Source organism: Iodobacter sp. CM08 (assembly GCF_033446605.1).
Taxonomy (GTDB): Bacteria; Pseudomonadota; Gammaproteobacteria; order Burkholderiales; family Chitinibacteraceae; genus Iodobacter.
Window position 1 is genome coordinate 1 of the sequence record NZ_JAWQUO010000029.1, and the last position, 19,824, is coordinate 19,824.

20 protein-coding genes and 1 tRNA gene are annotated in these 19,824 nt (G+C 47.6%); 11 read left to right on the forward strand and 10 right to left on the reverse strand.

What is annotated here, in order from left to right; all coding sequences use genetic code 11:
• Window positions 1–471 precede the first annotated feature (471 nt).
• A complete protein-coding gene (locus R6242_RS15760; protein WP_293932908.1) occupies window positions 472–609 on the forward strand; it encodes a hypothetical protein in 138 nt (45 codons plus the stop codon).
• Window positions 610–714: 105 nt separating this feature from the next.
• Here the strand turns inward: R6242_RS15760 and R6242_RS15765 are convergent, their stop codons facing one another.
• The 3 genes from R6242_RS15765 to R6242_RS15775 all read right to left on the reverse strand — a co-directional run bounded on the left by R6242_RS15765 (window position 715) and on the right by R6242_RS15775 (window position 2,772).
• The gene (locus R6242_RS15765; protein WP_293932910.1) at window positions 715–1,293 is read right to left on the reverse strand and encodes a hypothetical protein; all 579 of its coding nucleotides are present in this window, start codon (window positions 1,291–1,293) and stop codon (window positions 715–717) included.
• A 102-nt stretch (window positions 1,294–1,395) separates the two neighbouring features.
• Window positions 1,396–2,457, reverse strand: coding sequence for a histidinol-phosphate transaminase (gene hisC, locus R6242_RS15770; RefSeq protein ID WP_318428554.1), 1,062 nt, complete (start codon window positions 2,455–2,457; stop codon window positions 1,396–1,398).
• Window positions 2,458–2,687: 230 nt separating this feature from the next.
• Window positions 2,688–2,772, reverse strand: a tRNA-Leu gene (locus R6242_RS15775).
• 293 nt (window positions 2,773–3,065) lie between these two features.
• On the opposite strand from R6242_RS15775, the gene R6242_RS15780 reads away from it, so the two are divergent.
• The gene (locus tag R6242_RS15780; RefSeq protein ID WP_318428556.1) at window positions 3,066–3,566 is read left to right on the forward strand and encodes a hypothetical protein; all 501 of its coding nucleotides are present in this window, start codon (window positions 3,066–3,068) and stop codon (window positions 3,564–3,566) included.
• A gap of 154 nt (window positions 3,567–3,720) precedes the next feature.
• Here the strand turns inward: R6242_RS15780 and R6242_RS15785 are convergent, their stop codons facing one another.
• A complete protein-coding gene (locus R6242_RS15785; RefSeq protein WP_318428558.1) occupies window positions 3,721–5,718 on the reverse strand; it encodes an LTA synthase family protein in 1,998 nt (665 codons plus the stop codon).
• 338 nt (window positions 5,719–6,056) lie between these two features.
• Between R6242_RS15785 and R6242_RS15790 the strand changes: the two genes are divergently transcribed.
• From R6242_RS15790 to R6242_RS15805, 4 genes are all read left to right on the forward strand, one after another.
• The gene (locus tag R6242_RS15790) at window positions 6,057–6,737 is read left to right on the forward strand and encodes a DUF502 domain-containing protein (protein WP_293932915.1); all 681 of its coding nucleotides are present in this window, start codon (window positions 6,057–6,059) and stop codon (window positions 6,735–6,737) included.
• Window positions 6,738–6,893: 156 nt separating this feature from the next.
• On the forward strand, window positions 6,894–8,045 hold the full coding sequence (gene yiaY / locus R6242_RS15795; protein WP_318428561.1) for an L-threonine dehydrogenase: 1,152 nt from the start codon (window positions 6,894–6,896) through the stop codon (window positions 8,043–8,045).
• A 176-nt stretch (window positions 8,046–8,221) separates the two neighbouring features.
• Window positions 8,222–9,523, forward strand: coding sequence for a 23S rRNA (uracil(1939)-C(5))-methyltransferase RlmD (gene rlmD, locus R6242_RS15800; protein WP_318428563.1), 1,302 nt, complete (start codon window positions 8,222–8,224; stop codon window positions 9,521–9,523).
• A gap of 205 nt (window positions 9,524–9,728) precedes the next feature.
• Window positions 9,729–10,514: an MOSC domain-containing protein gene (locus R6242_RS15805; protein ID WP_318428566.1), complete on the forward strand. Its 786-nt coding sequence runs from the start codon at window positions 9,729–9,731 to the stop codon at window positions 10,512–10,514.
• 70 nt (window positions 10,515–10,584) lie between these two features.
• On the opposite strand, the gene R6242_RS15810 is transcribed toward R6242_RS15805, so the two are convergent.
• The 5 genes from R6242_RS15810 to fur form a co-directional block, all read right to left on the reverse strand.
• Entirely contained in the window at window positions 10,585–11,484 is a 900-nt protein-coding gene (locus tag R6242_RS15810; RefSeq protein WP_318428568.1) for a response regulator, read from the reverse strand.
• 136 nt (window positions 11,485–11,620) lie between these two features.
• Window positions 11,621–12,388, reverse strand: a complete 768-nt coding sequence (locus tag R6242_RS15815; RefSeq protein ID WP_318428570.1) for a ParA family protein — start codon at window positions 12,386–12,388, stop codon at window positions 11,621–11,623.
• A 159-nt stretch (window positions 12,389–12,547) separates the two neighbouring features.
• A complete protein-coding gene (locus R6242_RS15820; protein WP_318428572.1) occupies window positions 12,548–13,276 on the reverse strand; it encodes an arginyltransferase in 729 nt (242 codons plus the stop codon).
• Window positions 13,273–13,971: a leucyl/phenylalanyl-tRNA--protein transferase gene (gene aat / locus R6242_RS15825; RefSeq protein WP_318428574.1), complete on the reverse strand. Its 699-nt coding sequence runs from the start codon at window positions 13,969–13,971 to the stop codon at window positions 13,273–13,275. The genes R6242_RS15820 and aat overlap by 4 nt, the downstream gene beginning before the upstream one ends.
• Before the next feature lie 5 nt (window positions 13,972–13,976).
• Window positions 13,977–14,393, reverse strand: coding sequence for a ferric iron uptake transcriptional regulator (fur, locus tag R6242_RS15830; RefSeq protein ID WP_293932929.1), 417 nt, complete (start codon window positions 14,391–14,393; stop codon window positions 13,977–13,979).
• 96 nt (window positions 14,394–14,489) lie between these two features.
• Between fur and R6242_RS15835 the strand changes: the two genes are divergently transcribed.
• From R6242_RS15835 to R6242_RS15845, 3 genes are read left to right on the forward strand one after another with little or no spacing between them, the layout of a single operon-like run.
• Window positions 14,490–14,894 carry an outer membrane protein assembly factor BamE gene (locus R6242_RS15835; RefSeq protein WP_293932931.1) on the forward strand — a complete coding sequence of 135 codons (405 nt, stop codon included), beginning with the start codon at window positions 14,490–14,492 and terminating at the stop codon, window positions 14,892–14,894.
• Between the two features lie 5 nt (window positions 14,895–14,899).
• Window positions 14,900–15,700, forward strand: coding sequence for a 4-hydroxy-tetrahydrodipicolinate reductase (gene dapB, locus R6242_RS15840; protein WP_318428577.1), 801 nt, complete (start codon window positions 14,900–14,902; stop codon window positions 15,698–15,700).
• 13 nt (window positions 15,701–15,713) lie between these two features.
• On the forward strand, window positions 15,714–16,586 hold the full coding sequence (locus R6242_RS15845) for a neutral zinc metallopeptidase (RefSeq protein WP_318428579.1): 873 nt from the start codon (window positions 15,714–15,716) through the stop codon (window positions 16,584–16,586).
• Window positions 16,587–16,991: 405 nt separating this feature from the next.
• Here R6242_RS15845 and R6242_RS15850 read toward each other — a convergent pair whose 3' ends face one another.
• Window positions 16,992–18,161, reverse strand: a complete 1,170-nt coding sequence (locus R6242_RS15850) for an NAD(P)/FAD-dependent oxidoreductase (protein ID WP_318428581.1) — start codon at window positions 18,159–18,161, stop codon at window positions 16,992–16,994.
• A gap of 66 nt (window positions 18,162–18,227) precedes the next feature.
• Here R6242_RS15850 and R6242_RS15855 point away from each other — a divergent pair, with 66 nt between their 5' ends.
• Window positions 18,228–18,785, forward strand: coding sequence for a DUF924 family protein (locus R6242_RS15855; protein ID WP_318428584.1), 558 nt, complete (start codon window positions 18,228–18,230; stop codon window positions 18,783–18,785).
• An 86-nt stretch (window positions 18,786–18,871) separates the two neighbouring features.
• A complete protein-coding gene (locus R6242_RS15860; RefSeq protein WP_318428586.1) occupies window positions 18,872–19,672 on the forward strand; it encodes a Cof-type HAD-IIB family hydrolase in 801 nt (266 codons plus the stop codon).
• Window positions 19,673–19,824 lie beyond the last annotated feature (152 nt).

Below are 19,824 nucleotides of genomic sequence, written 5' to 3' on the forward strand. Positions count from 1 at the left end.
GGCGAAAGAAGTGAGGTGAAGGGCTTTATCTACAAAACAAGGTCGATGCCTTAAGGGCGCTATCAAGCTCACTTCACCTCGTGTGGTAGTAGCTAACCACCACAGGGAACAAGATACAAGGGCGGGTAAAACCCGCGAGCAATGCCGAATAAGCACGCGGGCTTCACCCAGCCTACGATATTTATAATGAGATTGAGCAAGAGGCATAGTCAGGAACGGTAAGCAGCCAAGGCCAGCGTCATGCTGGCCTTTTTGCTAATGGATTTTAAAAGCCAAATCTTGCAGCACGGCGTTTCACAGAGAAACGCAGATAGAGCTCATTCAATGGCTCTTTCTGCTTTTTTATGCACAAAAAACACTTGGCTTAGCTGTAATTTAGCATGATTACCATCGGCTATTTCCCCGCTGACGGCTAATATCAAGTAGGCTACAGCCGCCAACTGGCAGATAGCATGTTAGGGAGTAAACCCCATGGCCAAAGGTCAAGTACGTAGTAATCGTGAAACAAAGAAACCAAAGAAAGAAAAAACAGCCACTGTGCCTGCATCCACCTTCGCCAATGCAGCGGCTCAGGCCAATGCACAGATTAACGAAGCCAAAAAGAAGTAGGCTTAACTCCTACTACCTACGGGTAGCAGCGTAAATTAGCCGATACAAATAAAATGGCCGTTCTCCTAAGGGGAACAGCCATTTTTTATGCGCGCTAAATATCGATTAAAACAACTCGATGTCCCCCGATTCTGGGGCAGCCGATTTATCACTTTGCACCGGCACCATGCTGGCGGCCAGTGATAGCGCTTGGCGTATATCCATACCGTTTAAAATATCATCAAAGAGTTTTTTCTCTTGCTCCATCGAATACTGCGAGCGAATTCTATCTTGCAGCTCCATCCATTCTGATGGCACATACAGCCGATTGCGATCGGATACCAACTCGGCCAAGCCACTAATCGTACCGCAAACGTGGTCTAAGCGTTGCGAAAGCCGGTCGTAAAATTGAAATGCAATCACCGCCTGCATATTGCGCTGGCCAATTTCTGCAATCTTGCTATCTAATTCAAGCTCGGCAGGCAACGTAGAGGCTTGCGCTAATAAATCATTACGCAAAGATTCAATCCGATCATGAGTATCGGCAAAAGAAAACGCTAAGGCATTGAGCGAAGCATTGCTCTCGGCCACAGCATGCTTCACCTGCGCCACGGCAATGCCAAGCATTAACATGGTTTCACGAACCTGACTCCAGTCAAGATCCGGATTACGCGCAGCAGAACCACCAGCAGGAAGTTCAATCATTTTATGCATCACCCATTCAGCGGGAACATTCAATTTATAGATTTAAACCGTGCAGCTTGCCCAAAACAATAGTGGGCAAGCTTCTTAACGGCCTTAAAAAGCTTATAAAGACAGCAGTTTATGTAAGGCCTGCACTAGTAATTCACACTCCTTATCCGTGCCAATACTGACACGCAAAAATTGATCGATGCGCTCTTGCTTAAAGTGCCGCACAATAATTGAGTGCTCACGCAATGCAGCCGCTAATTGCGCTGCATCGTGCTGTGGATGGCGGGCAAAAATAAAATTAGCCGCAGAAGGCAGCACTTCAAAGCCTAAATCACCCATTTGCCTGCTTAATTGCTCACGGGTGGCGATAATGGCTTGGCATTTTTCTTGAAAATACGCCTCGTCAGCAAAAGAAGCCGCTGCGCCAGCTAAGGCAACCTTATCCAGTGGATAGGAGTTAAAACTATTTTTAACCCGCTCTAGCGCCTCAATTAAATCAGCGTGACCAATGGCAAAACCAACACGCAAGCCCGCCAAGGAGCGAGATTTAGACAGCGTTTGCACCACTAATAAATTGGGGTAGCGATTCACTAAGGCAATCGCGCTCTCCCCGCCAAAATCGATATAAGCCTCATCCACCAGCACCACTTGCTCTGGATGACGTTGTAGCAGGGTTTCTACGGCGGCTAGCGGCAGTAGTTTTGCTGTTGGGGCATTTGGGTTAGGAAAGATAATCGCGCCACAGGGCTGATCATAATCCTCAAGATTAATCGCGAAATCAGCATCAAGTGGCACTTGGCGATAATCAATGCCAAAAAGCCCACAATAAACAGGATAAAAACTGTAGCTAATATCTGGAAATAATAATGGCGCATCGTGTTTGAGCAGCGCAGCAAAAGCATGAGCCAGCACTTCATCCGAGCCATTACCCAAGAATACCTGCGACTTATCCAAACCGTGATACCTTGCAATCGTCGCCTTTAAATGATCGCCATTTGGATCTGGATACAGCCGCAGCGTATCCGCCAGCTCGGCCTGCATCGCTTGCAGCACCTTAGGGGACGGGCCATATGGATTTTCATTGGTATTTAGCTTAACTAGATTAGTTAGCTTAGGCTGCTCTCCCGGCACATAGGGAGTCAGTTTATTGACTAGCGGGCTCCAAAATCGGCTCATTGTGTCAGCTCAGCGAGTAAAAATAAACCCTATCTTATTCTAATTCCATTTAGAAACTAAACACTTTGTCAGCTGCGCGAACGAGGCCAAACAGAGTCTGCGTTCTTGCTCGCTTACCGATCTGCTCCAGCCTCTAGCTGTCTGGGGAATTCGCTAACCAACATTTAAATCCGCCAATGCAAAAACGCCGGATTCCTTTTGGAAATCCAGCGTTTTTATATACTTATTTTTGGTGCCGACAGAGAGACTCGAACTCTCACAACCTAAGTCACTACCCCCTCAAGATAGCGTGTCTACCAATTTCACCATGTCGGCATTCAAATGCTTGCTTCGTCAGAAGCAGAGAGGGACGCATGATAGTACAAATACTAAGCCTAGTCTAGCCTCTATATGAATTTTTTAGAAAAAAACTTTATCCACTTGTTTTGTCGCTACTCCAGCCAACAAGAAGCGCCACAAATGCAATTATTCATTTCTATCGGCCGATACTTATCATTAGAATGAGAGCGCGTATAAGCAAATTACCCTATCTTTAATGGCCTGACTTGTAAAAGAGTAAGGTGCCATAAAGCAAGGGATCAATAATCTAATAAGAGGGGACGTACATCATGAGCCAAGCACATCACTATCGATTAATTGCCCAAGCATGCAGCCAGCTACCAGAAAGCCTGCGCCAGAGCGAAGGCATTCGCCAAGCAATTGCCAGCATTAAAGAGCGCTACCCAGAGTGGCTGCAATTAAGCACCAGCGAAATCAAAGAATTAGGCTCGCTATCTAAAACCCTGATGCGCGCGTTTGAAAATGAAAAAAATGCGCACGTTACTTTGCAATTTGCTGAGTTATGCGAGATCTCTAGCGAGTTATTCAAAGAAGTAAAAGATATTCGCAAGGAAATCAAAGGCATTATCAGCGATAACGAACAAGCGCTCGCCGACGATAGCGTCGGCGCTTTAAGCTATGTAGCGGATTTTCGTAAATGCATGGGCCCAGCACTGGCGCGCTCTATTCTTTTAAGAAACTTCGCCAATATGGTCGACGCCGTACTACTGGCCCAAATTCAATATTCAGCAGAGAACGTGGAAATCGAATTATTAATTGATATTATTTAAAAATTTGTAGAATGAGTAAAATGCTTGCCCAAGCGGATATACAGATGCAGCACGTGGGCACACCCACCCTACAATGCTTGATATCGTAGAGTAGGCAAAGACGCCCTACCTAGCCCACGCGGATGCACAGATGCAGCGCGTGGGCACAGGTGCCCTACTTCGCACCATGCGTTAGCATATAATCCGCGATGGTGTAGTAATCCCTTAATTGCGTTTTCATTTTTTCCGCAACTTCAGGGTGCTCGGCACTTTTATCAATGCTTGGCGTATTGGATTTCATATCAAACAGACCGCCGCTTTTTTTGGCGACCTGCATGATGTAATACCAATCCTGATCCAGGATACCAATCTCGCCGCCTTCATCTGGGTAAATGGTAAAAGCCATGCGTGATGCATCAAAGCGCGGATCGAGTAAATCGCGGCCCATGCCTTTGTTTACAAATGAAAAATTAAATAAGCCAGCAATTGTCGGCAGAATATCAATTTGCGAAGCCACTTTATGGTAACGCGCGGGTTTTAATAATTTAGGCGCGTAAAGCACAAAAGGCGTATGCACGGACGAGAGTTTTAAATCTTGATAAGCACGCGGCACATTAGGGCCTACATCGTGGCCCATGGCGCGAATACCGTGATCGCCAAAGAATACAAACACCGTATTATCGAAATACGCTTCTTTTTTAGCGGTTTCCATAAATTTTTCGATACTGTAATCCATATAGCGGAAAGAATTATATTCATCTACCGCCGCAAAGCCATTGGCATGCAATTCTGCAACGCTTGGATTTTTTAATTTAAAATCAGTATCTTCTGCCGGAATGGTATAAGGGCGGTGATTACCCGAAGTTTGAATCACGGCAAAGAATGGGCCTTTCTTTTCTTTAAATACTTTATTCGCTTCATAGAATAGATTTTTATCTGAAATGCCCCATACATCATTACGTGGTGCGCTATAACTTCCCTCTTCATGGATTTTTAAACCATCAATATTTTTGGTCAGCACCCCGCGTACATTGGCCCAAGTGGTGCTGCCGCCAATAAAGTAATCTTTCTCGTAGCCCTTAAATGCATTAATCAGCACATTTTGAGTGACCGCCGCTGGGTTACGGCTCGATGTATCCCGTAAATCCACGTCAGGAATACCGCTTAAGCCCGCAAAAATACCGCGTGCCGTACCAAAGTGCGGGGTAAATAGATTATCAAACCAGATGCTTTCTTTAGCCATTTGGGTAAAGAAAGGCGTGGTGGCTAATGGATTGCCATAAAGGCTGGTTTTATAGCCAGAAAACGATTCTAAATACACCATCACCACATTGGGTTGGCCAGCAAGTGCCGTGGCCTTAGGCTGGATATCCCGCTCAAAATTAAGTGCCTTTTCATCTGGATGATCCACTCCCAAATAGGCCGCCATCGCAGGATAAGCCTTACGCACATCATCCAGAGAATAGGTGTTGCTGGTATAGGACATGGTGTCGAAGAAATTTAAAGCGGGGTTAAGCGCCACGGCAGCGGCAAAGCTATTGGTGCTGTAATAGGCATCGCTCCAACGCAGCGGGTACTGTGAAAACTTGCCGTGTATACCCAGTAATGTGCCCAGAATAGAAACCAGCACCAGTACCGTGGTTTTCCACTTACCCGCATCCCAGCCTGTATACGCCGCCACCTTGCTCATCAGGCAAGAAACCAACCATGTCAGTAAGCCCACGGATAAGCCCCACACCAGCGTCAGCTTTACCACCGGATAAGTCGACCAGACCATGCCAGCCGATTCATCTAAGTTATATAAAAAATTAAGCACACTGGCTGATAGCTTCACGCCCAGATAAGAATAGTGGGCAAAATCAACCATATGCGTAAAGATCAGCACGGCAAACACCAGCGCAAACCAAACCAGCCATAAGCGCCTAGCCAGCCCCACTTTAAAAGGTGTCGTAATCTTAAAACCACCCAGCAGTAGCAGCGGCACTAGGCTAAGTAGGCCTAGGCGCAAATCAAAACGCGCGCCCAGCAGCAATGATTGCGTCAGCAAGGAGCTGGGCAGCGGGTCAGCCTTGTTGCCAAAGGCAGTGGCAAATCCCAAACGGATACATATGCCCAAGGCAATAAATGCCAGCAAATAAACAAGGGTAAAACGGAATAAGCGAGGGATGCGCATAGGGCTACATTTGATTAATTTTCCAGAAAGGCAATTCTACCTGATGTTTTGGCCCTAACTCGTCCCAAATTGCAATCAAGTTGCATTAACTACAATTCGACTATTTTACTCAAGGGTGGCAAAAACTTCGCCCAGTGCCTATACGCTTCGGCAGTAACCCGCTGATTTAATAATGTTTTTATGATTTTTTCGTTTCACACGGTGCGGTTAAATTTTGGTAAAAACATTAAAAACCAAACCATGCCGAGTGTTTTTTCACCAACGCGGCATAAATCCAACAGGCGGTTTAAGCGATGAGGGTTAGAATAGCGGCAAAATTTTGCCCACCGGAAATACCTATGTTCAAGCGTAGCTTCGAAAGAATAGCCACCACTTGGCTGGCAGGCCTGCTGGCTTTATTACCCTTTTTGCTCACCTTAGCCCTACTGGCATGGCTGGTCAAAATACTGAATAATTTTATTGGCCCGCAAAGTATGGTCGGGCAATTATTTGCCCTGATTGGTCAGCCTGTGATTAATCACCCGCTACTGGGTTACTTAATCGGCTGGGTCATGTTGATTGGCGCAATTTATCCGCTGGGGGTTATTGTGCAATCTAAGCTTAAACGGCACTTGGCCTATTTACTTGATAAGACAGTAAGACGAATTCCAATAATTGGTACTTTGTATAATACTGCAGACCGGTTTGTCAGCTTACTTGATCAAAAAGAAGACGCGGATATCGGCAGCATGAGCCCAGTATGGTGCTTATTTGGCGGTGATGGTGTTGCAGTGCTGGCGCTGATGCCTAATCCTGAGCCCATTGAAATCGAAGGCCGTATCTATCAAGCGGTATTGGTCCCCACCGCACCTGTGCCTATCGGTGGCGGGCTACTCTATATCCCTAGCGAATGGATTCGCCCAGCCAATATCGGGGTAGATAAACTCACTAGCATTTATATGTCTATGGGCATTACCCCCCCGCCATCGCTCAAAAAAGCCTCACAATCTGCAGCGCAGATTTACCCTGATCCCCGCTAAAGATATAAAAAATGCCCTTGCCCACCTAGATATACAGGCAAGGCGAATGTGCGCGCACGCGAATAAGCTCTTTTCTACCACCTTTCTTTGATCTGACACAAACCCTGCTGCAATCAGAATGGTTAAGCTTAGATTTTGACCTGCAGGCAGATCATCATGACCACAACCGCATTCTTTATCCCCTCAGTAAACCTTATGGGCGCAGGCTGCCTTCAAGACGCAGCGAGCACCATTCAATCTTACGGCTTTAAAAAAGCGTTGATTGTGACCGATGCCGTGCTAAATAAAATCGGTATGGTGGCCAAGGTGAGCGAGCTGCTCGGCACGCATGGCATAGTTTCTGTGGTATTTGATGGCGCTCAGCCCAATCCAACCATAGGTAATGTAGAAGCAGGCTTAAAATTACTTAAAGAAAACAACTGCGACTTTGTCATCTCGCTAGGTGGCGGCTCACCCCATGATTGTGCCAAAGGCATTGCACTTTGCGCCAGCAATGGTGGCAACATTAGTGACTACGAAGGCTTAGACCAATCCAAAAAACCACAGCTACCGTTAGTTTCCATCAACACCACGGCCGGCACCGCGAGTGAAATGACGCGGTTCTGTATCATTACGGATGAAACACGTCATGTAAAAATGGCGATTGTAGACAAACATGTCACCCCAATTCTTTCGGTTAATGACCCAGAGCTGATGCTAGATAAGCCCAAAGGCCTAACTGCCGCCACCGGTATGGATGCGCTCACCCACGCCATTGAAGCCTATGTATCCACCATTGCTAATCCCATTACCGATGCTTGTGCGCTTAAAGCCGTCACGCTGATTAGCGACAATCTGCGCCACGCCGTAAGCGACGGCCATAATTTGCACGCCCGCGAACAAATGGCCTATGCGCAATTTTTAGCCGGTATGGCGTTTAATAATGCATCGCTTGGCTATGTACACGCCATGGCGCATCAGCTGGGTGGTTTTTACGATCTACCGCACGGTGTATGCAACGCGATCCTGCTGCCGCATGTACAGAAATTTAACTCACGCATTGCTGGCAAACGCCTTGGCGAAGTGGCCCACGCCATGGGCTGCGATGTGCGCTTCTTAAGCGACGAAGCCGCCGCCGAAGCCTGCCTCGCCGCCATCCGCCAGCTTGCTGCGGACGTAGGCATCCCCGTTGGGCTGACTGAGCTCGGCGTAAAAGTAGCCGACTTCCCCACCCTTACCGCCAATGCACTGAAAGACGCTTGTGGTTTTACCAACCCGATCCAAGCCACGGCAGAAGAAATTACTGCGATTTATCAGGCTGCGATGTAAGAGTTTGGTGTAATTTGGCGGAATATATTGAAAGCAAAAAGGGGTACGTAATCCCATAAGCTTTGCTGCATTCAGCCAAGTTACACCGCCTAAAAATCAAGCCATTGCCTTCACCACGAATGCCCCACCCTTCCCCATATCGCTTATAATCGCGCGTTTTACGCGATGGCCTTACCATGACTGCTCCTGTCCTTATTGAATCACTCGACTTTGAAGGTCATGGAATTGCACGCGTAGATGGAAAGACGGTTTTTATTGACGGCGCCCTGCCGCGAGAAAGCGTCAGCTATAAAAGCTACCGTATTAAGCCGCGTTTTGAAAATGCCGAAGCCACCCAAATCCATACGACCAGCCATTTACGCGTTAACCCACCCTGTCCGCACTTTGGCAGCTGCGGCGGTTGCAGCATGCAGCATATGGAGTTCACAGGCCAAGTGGCCGCTAAGCAGCGGGTGCTAGAAGACAATCTAAAACGCATTGGCAATGTTAAAGCCCAAATGCTGCTGCCAGCGATTTACGGCCCGGAATGGGGCTACCGCCAGCGGGCGCGTTTATCGGTGTCGGTCAAGGGTAATGAGGTGCGCTTAGGCTTTTTTGAAAAGCGCTCTAAGATTATCGCCGATCTAAAAGAATGCCGTGTTTTGCCACCGCATATCTCCAAACAAATTTTGCCCCTGCGCCAACTGATTAAAAGCCTGTCTATTAAAGAGCAGCTACTGCATATCGAGCTGGCGGTGGGCGAGCACGTGGATATTCTGGTGCTACGCACGCCCATCAAGCCCAATAAGGCCGATCAAGCGCTGCTAAAAAAATACGCAGACGAATGGAAAGTGCAATTCTGGTTACAGGCAAAATCCAGCGAAGCGGCCAGTATATTTTATCCAACAGATGCGCCGCAGCTTAGCTACAGCATGCCAGAATTTGGCATTGTGATGCGTTACAAGCCCACCGAATTCACCCAAGTCAACCATCGTATTAACCGCACGTTGGTCGCCCGCGCCATGAATCTACTTGCCCCACAGGCAGGTGAATCGATCGCCGACTTTTTCTGTGGCGTGGGTAACTTTACGCTAGCCATAGCCAGAAGCGGCGCTAAAACACTGGGCATGGAAGGCTTGCAGCAGCTAGTAGACCGCGCCAATGAAAGCGCTGCGGATAATCAGCTGGCTGGCAACACCCAGTTTAAAGTGGCCAATTTATTTGATATGACCGAGCACTGGCTAAAAAAACTCGGCCACTTCGACAAAATGTTGATCGACCCACCACGGGACGGCGCACATGAATTATGCAAAGCCATCAGTGCCAAAAATGGCCCGCAGCGCATCGTGTATGTATCGTGCAACCCCGCCACACTGGCACGCGATGCCGATGTACTGGTGCATGAAAAAGGCTATGTATTAAAAGCGGCAGGCATTGTCAATATGTTCCCGCATACCGCTCACGTTGAAAGCATTGCTTGGTTTGAGAAGGGCGAGTAGCACCAGCCATTCTGATTGCTAGTGCATTAAGCTGGTATTTTCAGCCGCGAGATCAAGCTTGAACGGCCATTTTGCTTACAGAAATGGCCACTTGACTTGTCTTTACCTCAAAAAAATCCATAACAAGTAAGAGAAGTAAGATTTACAGCATTGTTTGTCAACTTAAATTCAGTTAACGTAACCTTATTTTGCCGAGCTGACAGCTATGCCCTTCATCCTTTCAGGTCTTTACCGCTACCCAATTAAATCTAGCCAAGGCCAGCGACTGCAGCAAAGCCAAGTACTGCGTAGCGGCCTACCTTTTGATCGTAGCTGGGTGATTGCCCAGCCCAATGGCAAGATTTTAACTGGCCGAGAGTGCCCAAAATTAGTTTTACTATCTGCAGAGCCCAGTGCAGAAGGCTTAACACTTAGCGCGCCAGATATGCCCACGCTATTTGTTGCAATGGGCTTATTTAGCCATATTCACCCAGCTAATCGCTGGGAAACCCAATTAAGCACCTACCATGGGGCCAGCGATGCAGACGCTTGGTGCTCGGCTTATTTAGGTGAACAGGTGATTTTGCTTTGGGTGGGGTTTGAATTCAATCGGCAAAATAGCGTGGGCGAGCCGATTACCTTAGTCGATGCTGAGCCCTTGCTGTTGATTGGTGAAGGATCACTGGCAGATATCAGCCATCGCCTTGATCGCAAGCTTTCAATGCAACGCTTTAGGCCCAATCTGATTGTGCAAGGCTGTGATGCATTTGCTGAAGATAGCTGGAAAAAAATCCGCATGGGGGAGGTCGTTTTAAGCGTGCTAAAACCCTGCCCACGCTGTGTTTTTACTACTATAGATCCAGATACAGCGGAAAAATCCCCAGATCAAGAGCCATTACGCAGCTTGGCCAAATACCGTAAAAGCGCTGCAGGTGTGCTCTTTGGGCAATATTTGACCGTAGAAAAAGCGGGGATCATTAGCGAGGGGATGGAGGTAGAAATCTTGGACTAAGCGCTAGGGCGCGCTGCTCGCCGCGCTCTATAAAAGCATTAAAGCGCAGTGAGCTGCGCCTTAAACAACATCACGGCTCTACTGGCCGCACTCTTGCAACCACTTGATTGCCAGTACCTTTGTACTCCACCGATTGAAACGATAGCATTCTCGCCATCGAAATCCCTCGGCCATGCGGATCAAACGCCCGCTCTGGTGACATTTCCAAAAATGGCTGCCATTCAAAGCCCACACCTTCATCGGTAATGGTAAAGACAATTTCACCCTCTTCCCGATAAAACGCGACCTTCACCTTGCGATGCTCGTATTCAGGCAGCGTTAAGCGTGCCTCTACTTCATCTTGCCAACGGCCATGCTGCAATAGCCGCGTTTTTTCAGCGTAGCTGATAGCTAAATTACCGTGCTCTACCGCATTCACTAATAGCTCTGACAATCCTAAGGCCACCCGCTGCGGCTCTGGGCAAGCATTAGAGAGCAACAAGGTAAGATGACGTGCTTCTTCCAAGGTTTGAAAATGAAACTCACCCTTCATCAATAAATGATAAGAGCTGGCTTGCGCGGCTAATTGCGCATCAAGCTGGCTTTTTTCACGATGAAAATTAACCGCTGCCGCCACAATCGCCAGCAACATATCGCGCTGAAATGGCTTAATCAGATAGTAATAAGCACCTGCCGCCAGCCCTTCACGCACGTTTTCTGCAGCGCCTACAGCGGTTTGCATAATCACCGGCAGGTGTTCAAATTCTGGTTGCTGACGCAATCGCGCAAGTAGGGCCATACCATCCATGCGTGGCATCATGCGATCAAGCAGCACCGTGTCAAACGAGTGATCTTCTGACAAGATCCCCCAAGCCACTTCGCCATCCTCGGCCACCACTACGTCGTAGCCCGCATCACTGAGGTGCTCAGAAAGTATTTCTAAATTAAAGGGCTCATCATCAACGATAAGTACCCTAGCCCGCTCTTGCATGATATCTCCTTTCCAATCTAGCCCCTCCCCCCATCAAGCTCCCATAAGGATAAAGGTAAGATTGCTCGCGTATACAGCGTAACCGCACAATATATACAGATTATTCAATTTAATAGTTTTGATGTTTTATGCCAGATTATTTTAATAAGGCATAAAGATCACTAAACTGCTGCGACAATTTATGACTGGGATCAAGAATAAGTAAGGGAATAGCGCGCTCGTGCGATTCCCTTACTTTAACCGAGGCCCCAAGAAAAACATCCAATACCGGCAAGCCCTGCTCTTTTAATTCCGCCACCATGCGCGCTGGTAAGCTAGCACGGGCTTGATACTGATTCACGACAATCCCTTCAATGGCTAAATCAGCATTATGATCATGGCGAATCTCCGCCACCCTATCAATCAGCCCCAATAAAGCATGGCGCGAGAATTCGTCACAATCAAATGGAATCAAACATCCTTCGGCCGCAATGAGTGCCGATAGGGTAAAGAAATTTAAAGCTGGTGGTGTATCCAGCCACACTTCATCAAAATCATTGGCTAATTCATTTAATGCTTCACGCAATTTATAAATTTTATGCCGTGATTCTAATTTGGATTCTAGCTCGGCAATTTGTGGATGCGAAGGCATAATCGATAGCCGCTCAAATGGGCTGCGATGCACAAACTCACGCGTGGCTTTGGCATACATACTAAAATTAAGCACTTGATCAAAAAAATCCAACAAACTGGGCTTAGCTAAATCAAGACCAGCGCCAAGCAAATAATGGCTTGAATTGGCTTGAGGATCTAAATCGACCACCAGAACCCGTTTACCCGCTTTGGCAGCAACCGCCGCTAAATTAATGGTAATCGTTGATTTGCCAACGCCCCCTTTTTGATTAAACACCACGCGGACTTTCATCTAGACCATCTCTCATTTACTCATTATTACAATGAATACTAGCAGCTCTTATTCAACTTGTATTGCGTTGCACAATGGGTGTGGTGATTATGCTAGAAAATAAAAAATATAATCATGTAAGCCAGCAGGGTAAAATGATTTAAACAGTCTTTTAAACAACTAATCCGCAGCTAAAGGCTGCCACTTGCCATTAAATAAACCTTCAATCGGCTTATAGCGTATTTTGTAAGCCATTTTTCGGCATTGATCAATCCAATAGCCAAGATAAACATAGGGAAGCTGCATTTCTTTAGCTAGATCAATTTGCCAAAGAATATTAAATACACCCAAGCTAGCCCCAGCAAGGTCAGGATTATAAAATGTATATACTGATGAAATCCCATCATCCAACTGGTCAATCAGGCTAACCATCTGCACTTGGTTATCGATGCTAAATTCTGCTAAGAAACTACTCACATTACTTTTTAATATAAAATTTTGATATTGCTCACGATTATCTTGATCCATCCCGCCACCAGAATGCCTAGCCATTTGATAGCGCTGATACAATAAATAATGTGATTCTAAGTATTCCAAACCCAGTAATCTAACTTGTAATCCAGCATGTAATTTTTGGGCGCGGCGTTGGGTACGATTAGGTTTAAATTGCCGCACTGGCAGCCGCACTGGCACGCAGGCGCGGCATTGATCACACCAAGGCCGATACACAAATAGCCCGCTACGCCGAAAGCCATGCTGCACTAAATTACTATACGCTTGGCTATCAATAAGCTCCGCTGGCACCGCCACTTGCGAGCGTGCCACCTGCCCGTCTAAATAGCTGCATTCATACGTCGCAGTGGCATAAAACTGCAAAGAAACCGTGCGAGTGCGCAGCGAATCATTCATGCTTTTACCCTGTGTAAATAAGACCAAGGCCCCACTTGATGTGGCTCCGTGATAAGCGCACTTAGGCGCTCAATAAATTCATCACGAAAAATCTCACGCGCACCAAACCGAGCCAAATGATCTGTACGCATCTGACAATCGATTAACTGAAATCCCTGCTGCTCTAGATAGCGAACCAAATGCACAAAGGCAATTTTAGAGGCGTCGGCTTTTCTGGCAAACATAGATTCACCGTAGAACATTTTTCCGATGGCGATGCCATATAAGCCTCCTGCCAGCTCACCATCTATCCAACACTCAGCAGAATGCGCCCAGCCAGCACGATGCAAAGCCCCGTAGCTGGCACAAACATCATCACTAATCCATGTGGCAGGCTCACCATCACGCGGTGCAGCACAGCCTTGCATCACCTCTGCAAACGCCGTATCAAAGCGCACCTCATAAGAACGATTGCGTAACACTTTATCTAGCGACTTAGGAATATGCAGCTCAGCAGGAAAAAGCACCATCCTTGGGTTGGGGCTCCACCAAAGAATGGGCTCACCTGGCATAAACCAAGGAAAAATGCCGGATACGTATGCAGACAACACCCGTTGAGGCGACAAATCCCCCCCTGCAGCCAACAAACCATTTGGCTCTTGCAAGGCAAGAGAGAGCGGAGGGAACTGCAAACTGCTATCAAGCCAAGGAATCACTTAAATTACGCCGCCTTGCATGTTGCGCAAATACCATACAAATACATTTCATGATCCTGAATTTCAAAGCCATGATCTTGTGCAATTGCGTCTTGGCGCTTCTCGATTTCAGCATCATAAAATTCTTCAACCTGCCCACACTTCACGCAAACCAAGTGATCATGATGGCCACCCGCGCTCAGCTCAAAGACTGATTTACCGGTTTCAAAATGATGGCGAACCAAAATACCAGCCTGCTCAAATTGAGTCAGCACACGGTAAACGGTAGCCAGGCCAATATCTAAGTTGTCTGCAATCAACAGGCGGTAGACATCTTCCGCTGTCATATGACGCTGATCACCTGTCTCAAACAAGTTTAAAATTTTCAGCCGTGGCCCAGTGGCCTTCAAACCCATTTCTTTTAATTCGTTCGCTTTGCTCATGTGTTTCTCTCCCTGTTTTAGGCTACATGCCCCAGATCAGGTTATGATATAGCGTTTAAGTTGGTCACTCCAACCCGCTCTGGAAGAATATCGCCCATGATGAAGGCAAAAGTACTTATTTTATTGCTCCCTATCGCGCTAGCTACCTCGGCGTGCAGTGTTGCTAATTTCCTTACACCTTATAAGCTCGACATCCCACAAGGCAATGAGATTACCGCAGATCAAGTTGCCAAGCTCAAAGCAGGAATGACGCGCTCGCAAGTTCGCTTTCTATTAGGCACGCCACTCTTAACAGATCCTTTTCATGCCAACCGCTGGGACTACCTTTATAGCGATGCGCGTGCTGGCGAGTTAAGAGAAAAAAAGAGTTATGTGCTTATATTTAAAGACGATAGCTTGCTGAGTTTTTCAGGCGAAACGCTACCTGCCCCGATTAAATTTAAATCTGCCGAAGCATCTGCAGCCAGTGCGGTGAGCTCAGCTCCAGCCCTTAAGGAATAAACGACATGACGATTAAAATCGCCATTGCCGGTAGTAGTGGTCGCATGGGCCGCATGCTGATCGAAGCCGTCATCAACGCAGATGATTGCCAACTTTTTGCCGCCTTAGACCGTGAAAACAGCCCCGCAATCGGCAGTGATGCTGCAGCTTTTTTGGGTAAAAATTGTGGTGTGAATATCAGTGCCAACCTCAATTTACTGGCTGGCGCGGATGTTTTAATCGATTTCACCCGTCCCGAAGGCACATTGCAACACTTAGCCGCCTGCCAGCAGCATGGCGTCAATATGATTATTGGCACCACGGGCTTTGAAGAAGCAGGTAAAGCAGCTATTGCTGCTGCCGCCAATAAAATTGCCATCGTGCATGCCTACAATATGAGTGCAGGGGTAAATTTATTGGTAAAGCTGCTTGAAGTAGCGGCAAAAACCCTCAACACCGGCTATGACATTGAAATTCTAGAAATGCATCACCGCATGAAAGTCGACGCGCCTTCTGGCACCGCCTTAATGCTGGGTGACGCAGTAGCAGGAGCGATGGGCCAAAAGCTAGAAGACTGTGCGGTTTATGATAGGCACGGCATTACTGGCGAGCGAGATCCTTCCAGTATTGGTTTTGCCACGCTACGCGGCGGCGATGTGATTGGCGACCATACGGTGATTTTTGCTGGCATGGGCGAGCGCATAGAAATCTCGCATAAAGCATCTAACCGCAATATCTACGCCCAAGGCTCTATCCGTGCGGCACGTTTCTTAAGCGGCCAGCCAACCGGCCTGTTTGATATGCAGGATGTATTGGGCTTAAGTTAAACAGGAGCAGACTATGCGCTGGCAAGACTTACGACGTAGCGATAATGTGGATGACCGCCGTGATGAAGACGGCGGTGGGAGCGGTGGCGGGTTACCCATTGGCCAACTAGGCATTGGTGGCGTGGTGATTGTCGGCATCATTAGCCTGCTACTGGGGCAAAACCCTTTGCAAGTACTGGGGCTTATTGCCAACCACAGCGCACCCGCACATCGCAGCCAACCTGCTCAGCCTAAAGCGGCGGCTCGCGATGATTCAGCCAGCCAGTTTGCCCGCGCCATCTTGGCCTCTACCGAAGATGTCTGGAGCAAGGCCTACCCAGAAGCCTTTGGTAACGCCTATAAAAAGCCCACACTGGTGTTATTTAGAGGCCAAGTTAAATCCGCCTGCGGTAGTGCTTCATCTGCAATGGGGCCGTTTTACTGCTCGGCAGATCAGCAGGTCTATATTGACCTAAGTTTTTATGACGAGCTAGCCAAACGCTACGGCGCACCAGGTGATTTTGCTAACGCCTATGTGCTGGCACATGAAATTGGTCATCACGTGCAAAACCTCTCCGGCATTTCAGGCAAAGTGCATCAGAAGCAACAACAAGTATCTAAAAAGCAAGCCAATGCACTGTCGGTAAAGCTAGAGCTACAGGCCGATTGCCTTGCTGGCGTTTGGGGCTATTACGCCGCGCAAAATAAATTACTAGAGCCTGGCGATGTAGAAGCAGGCTTAGCCGCCGCCAATGCTATCGGGGACGACACCTTGCAGCGTGGCGCAGGCCAAGCAGTTACGCCTGATGCATTTACCCACGGTAGCTCAGAGCAGCGGATGCATTGGTTTAAGCAGGGATTAACAAGCGGTTCAGTGAGTAGCTGTAATACATTTGCTAACAAGTAAACAGCATTTTACAAATAGCAGAAACGACAACGGGGTGCGAATGCACCCCGTTGCTTATTGCGGTAAAACAGATGAAATACATACTGAAGGTTAATGTTAGTAAAAACAACGTTCACTTCAAAAGCAGCTACAGGAAAAACACGTACAAAAAATACTACGGTACGGCCACATCTACAGCTACAACTCAGTACTTACATCTAATACACGCAAAGAGCAGATACTACGACATCTGATGGCCTTCTCGTGTTGGCAGAACTCTTTCACCAATCACTGCACTACAGATGCCCAGCATAACGACACATTAGCCGCGTCGCGACGGGGGCAAACTTCGCCTCCGAAAACAGCACTTCTTGGAAACTATTCATTCGATCTCCTTTTGCTGTTGCTGGAGATTTAGTTATACACCTAGCAATTTAATCCTGCAACATACCCAGACGACCAAGCCCACTGAAAGTTGTATCCGCCCAGCCAGCCGGTCACATCGACCACTTCTCCAATAAAAAATAAGCCTGCAACATGGCGTGTTTCCATGGTTTTAGAGGATAAAGCCTGCGTGTCCACCCCGCCGCGTGTCACCTCGGCTTTTTTGTACCCTACCGATCCCGAAGGAATAATCGACCAGCAATGAAAGCTTTCTTCTATCGCAGCCAATTCTTTAGCTGAATATTGCTTAAGCGGTTTAATCTCGCCCCACTGCGCCAGCCAAGCTTGTACCAAGCGCTTAGGCAGTAGCTCGGCCAAAATAGTACTCATCAGCGCATCCCGATTTGCCTCTGCCCATAGCGCAGCAAAATCCACATCGGGCAATAGATCGATTTCTAAACTATCCCCTGCTCGCCAATAGCTAGAGATTTGTAAAATAGCGGGGCCAGATAAGCCTTTGTGCGTGAGCAAGATCGCTTCTCTAAATTGCGTATCGCCACAACTTACCACTGCGTCCTCAACCGCCACCCCTGCCAAATCCGTCCAAATATCTTGTGGCTGAAAGGTCAGCGGCACAAGGGCGGGAGCAAGCGGCAGCACGGGGATATCAAACTGCTTAGCAAGATCAAAGCCCAAGCCAGTCGCACCAATCGGTGGAATAGATAAGCCACCACAAGCCACCACCAACGAGCTGCACTGCCACGTTTCGCGGCTGGTAATCACCTCAAAGCCACTCGCGGTTTTTTCAATCGACACGATGGCTGTATCCATCCGCCACGTCACGTCGCCTTGATCCACTTCAGCCTTCAGCATATCGATAATCGCTTGCGAGCCTTGATCGCAAAACAGTTGCCCCAAGGTTTTTTCGTGATAGCCAAGGCCATGCGCCTCAACCATTTTAATAAAATCGAACTGGCTATATTGCTTAAGCGCAGATTTTACAAAATGTGGGTTGGCCGATTGATAACAGCTCGCCAAGGTGTTTAAATTTGTAAAATTACAGCGCCCACCGCCAGAGATACGAATCTTCTCTGCCAGCTTTACCGCATGATCGATCAACACCACGCTACGGCCACGCTGGCCTGCCGTGGCTGCGCACATCATGCCTGCCGCGCCAGCTCCAATTACAATTACATCCACCACATTTTGCATTACTCTACCTTTGCTACCATCGGCCCAAGGCCAAAAACGGCGTATTGTAACTCACGAGGTGAATCTATGAATCCTGATCATGTTCTTAATTTTTGGTTTGGCCAGCAGCTTGAAACCCGCCGCGAATGGTTTAGTAAAGATGCCAACTTTGATGCCCAGATTAAGGCGCAGTTTTTAAGCACAATTGAGGCCGCTGCCAATGGCGAGCTTGCCACTTGGCTCACCACCCCGCGCCATTGCTTGGCCTACATTATTTTGCTAGACCAGTTTCCACGTAATGTTTTCCGTAACGATGCGCAAAGCTTTGCCTACGATCATCTCGCCTTAGCGGCAGCTAAAGCCGCCATCACTCAAGGCTTTGATCAACAACTCAAACCGCTGGAGCAGCTGTTTATTTATCTGCCCTTTGAACATTCAGAAAATCTAAGCGATCAAGAGCAAGCCGTTAAACTCATGACAGACTGGCAAGCGGATGAAAAACTGCAAGGCTTTTACGATTACGCGGTAAAGCATCATGCGGTGATTCAGCGCTTTGGCCGTTTTCCACACCGCAATCAACTCTTAAAACGCAACTCAACAGCAGAAGAGCAAAGCTACTTATCCCAACCAGGCGCGGGTTTTTAATTAGTTTTATTTGGCATTTTTACAAGCGAAGTAAAACGCTGTAGCAGATAAAATAAAAGCTTCCAGAATCAACCGGATTGCCTACGATGTATCAGCTTATCGCCTCCGATCTTGATGGCACCTTGCTCAATGGTGAGCATATGGTGGATGCCTATACGGCAGAAACACTGCGCACGCTGGAAGAGCGTGGTGTTCAATTTGTGATTGCCACTGGCCGCCATTATTTAGATGTAATGGGGATTCGGGATGTATTAGGAATTCGCGCCCATTTAATCACCTCAAATGGCGCACGCATTCATAGCCCAGATAATCAGCTGATTCACGCTGAGGATATCCCCGCCAATTTAGTGAAGGAGCTCTCACAAGCTGAGTTTGCTGCAGGCACGCTATTAAATTTTTATCTTGATGATGCCTGGCTCATTGATCAGCACAGCCAATATCTACTCGATATGCACCAAGACTCTGGCTTTACTTATCGGATCGAAGACTTAGCCAATCACAATGGCCATGGCGTGCCCAAGATTTTATATATTGGTGATCACGCCCATTTACTGGGGGTAGAGAGCAAATTGCGTGAGCGCTTTGGCAATACCCTGTACATCACCTTCTCTATGCCCGATTGCCTAGAAGTGATGGCCGCTGGCGTATCCAAAGGGCATGCTTTGCAAGTAGTGCTCGATCGCTTAGGCCTGAAGCGCGAGCAGTGTATTGCCTTTGGCGATGGGCAAAATGATCTAGAGCTATTACAAACAGCAGGCCACCCAAGGCTAATGAGTAATGCTAATCCTCGCTTAATTGCCGCTCTGCCAAACGTGGTAAAAATTGGTAGTAATGAAGAGTCTGCCGTGGCGAAGCACCTTCGCAGCGCTTTCAATATGACTCACTAATTGCATTACGGTGGTGGCGTCATTATCGCCACCACAAAGCCTATCTTGGCTGAGGGCTTGGCTTTCAACCCCGCTTAGCGCTCACTGTCCTTCCCTTTTTGCTGGCAATATTTTTCTGCAAACTCATCTATCCTAATGATTACTAATCATTT

Bases quoted from the DNA above. Each gene is read 5' to 3' on its own strand.
- R6242_RS15760 (WP_293932908.1), top strand. From the start codon at position 472: ATGGCCAAAGGTCAAGTACGTAGTAATCGTGAAACAAAGAAACCAAAG.
- R6242_RS15850 (WP_318428581.1), bottom strand. From the start codon at position 18,161: ATGCAAAATGTGGTGGATGTAATTGTAATTGGAGCTGGCGCGGCAGGC.
- R6242_RS15805 (WP_318428566.1), top strand. From the start codon at position 9,729: ATGCCCTTCATCCTTTCAGGTCTTTACCGCTACCCAATTAAATCTAGC.
- R6242_RS15820 (WP_318428572.1), bottom strand. From the start codon at position 13,276: ATGAATGATTCGCTGCGCACTCGCACGGTTTCTTTGCAGTTTTATGCC.
- fur (WP_293932929.1), bottom strand. From the start codon at position 14,393: ATGAGCAAAGCGAACGAATTAAAAGAAATGGGTTTGAAGGCCACTGGG.
- R6242_RS15765 (WP_293932910.1), bottom strand. From the start codon at position 1,293: ATGATTGAACTTCCTGCTGGTGGTTCTGCTGCGCGTAATCCGGATCTT.
- rlmD (WP_318428563.1), top strand. From the start codon at position 8,222: ATGACTGCTCCTGTCCTTATTGAATCACTCGACTTTGAAGGTCATGGA.
- R6242_RS15860 (WP_318428586.1), top strand. From the start codon at position 18,872: ATGTATCAGCTTATCGCCTCCGATCTTGATGGCACCTTGCTCAATGGT.
- R6242_RS15785 (WP_318428558.1), bottom strand. From the start codon at position 5,718: ATGCGCATCCCTCGCTTATTCCGTTTTACCCTTGTTTATTTGCTGGCA.
- R6242_RS15845 (WP_318428579.1), top strand. From the start codon at position 15,714: ATGCGCTGGCAAGACTTACGACGTAGCGATAATGTGGATGACCGCCGT.
- yiaY (WP_318428561.1), top strand. From the start codon at position 6,894: ATGACCACAACCGCATTCTTTATCCCCTCAGTAAACCTTATGGGCGCA.
- R6242_RS15815 (WP_318428570.1), bottom strand. From the start codon at position 12,388: ATGAAAGTCCGCGTGGTGTTTAATCAAAAAGGGGGCGTTGGCAAATCA.
- R6242_RS15780 (WP_318428556.1), top strand. From the start codon at position 3,066: ATGAGCCAAGCACATCACTATCGATTAATTGCCCAAGCATGCAGCCAG.
- R6242_RS15810 (WP_318428568.1), bottom strand. From the start codon at position 11,484: ATGCAAGAGCGGGCTAGGGTACTTATCGTTGATGATGAGCCCTTTAAT.
- dapB (WP_318428577.1), top strand. From the start codon at position 14,900: ATGACGATTAAAATCGCCATTGCCGGTAGTAGTGGTCGCATGGGCCGC.
- R6242_RS15835 (WP_293932931.1), top strand. From the start codon at position 14,490: ATGATGAAGGCAAAAGTACTTATTTTATTGCTCCCTATCGCGCTAGCT.
- hisC (WP_318428554.1), bottom strand. From the start codon at position 2,457: ATGAGCCGATTTTGGAGCCCGCTAGTCAATAAACTGACTCCCTATGTG.
- R6242_RS15790 (WP_293932915.1), top strand. From the start codon at position 6,057: ATGTTCAAGCGTAGCTTCGAAAGAATAGCCACCACTTGGCTGGCAGGC.
- R6242_RS15855 (WP_318428584.1), top strand. From the start codon at position 18,228: ATGAATCCTGATCATGTTCTTAATTTTTGGTTTGGCCAGCAGCTTGAA.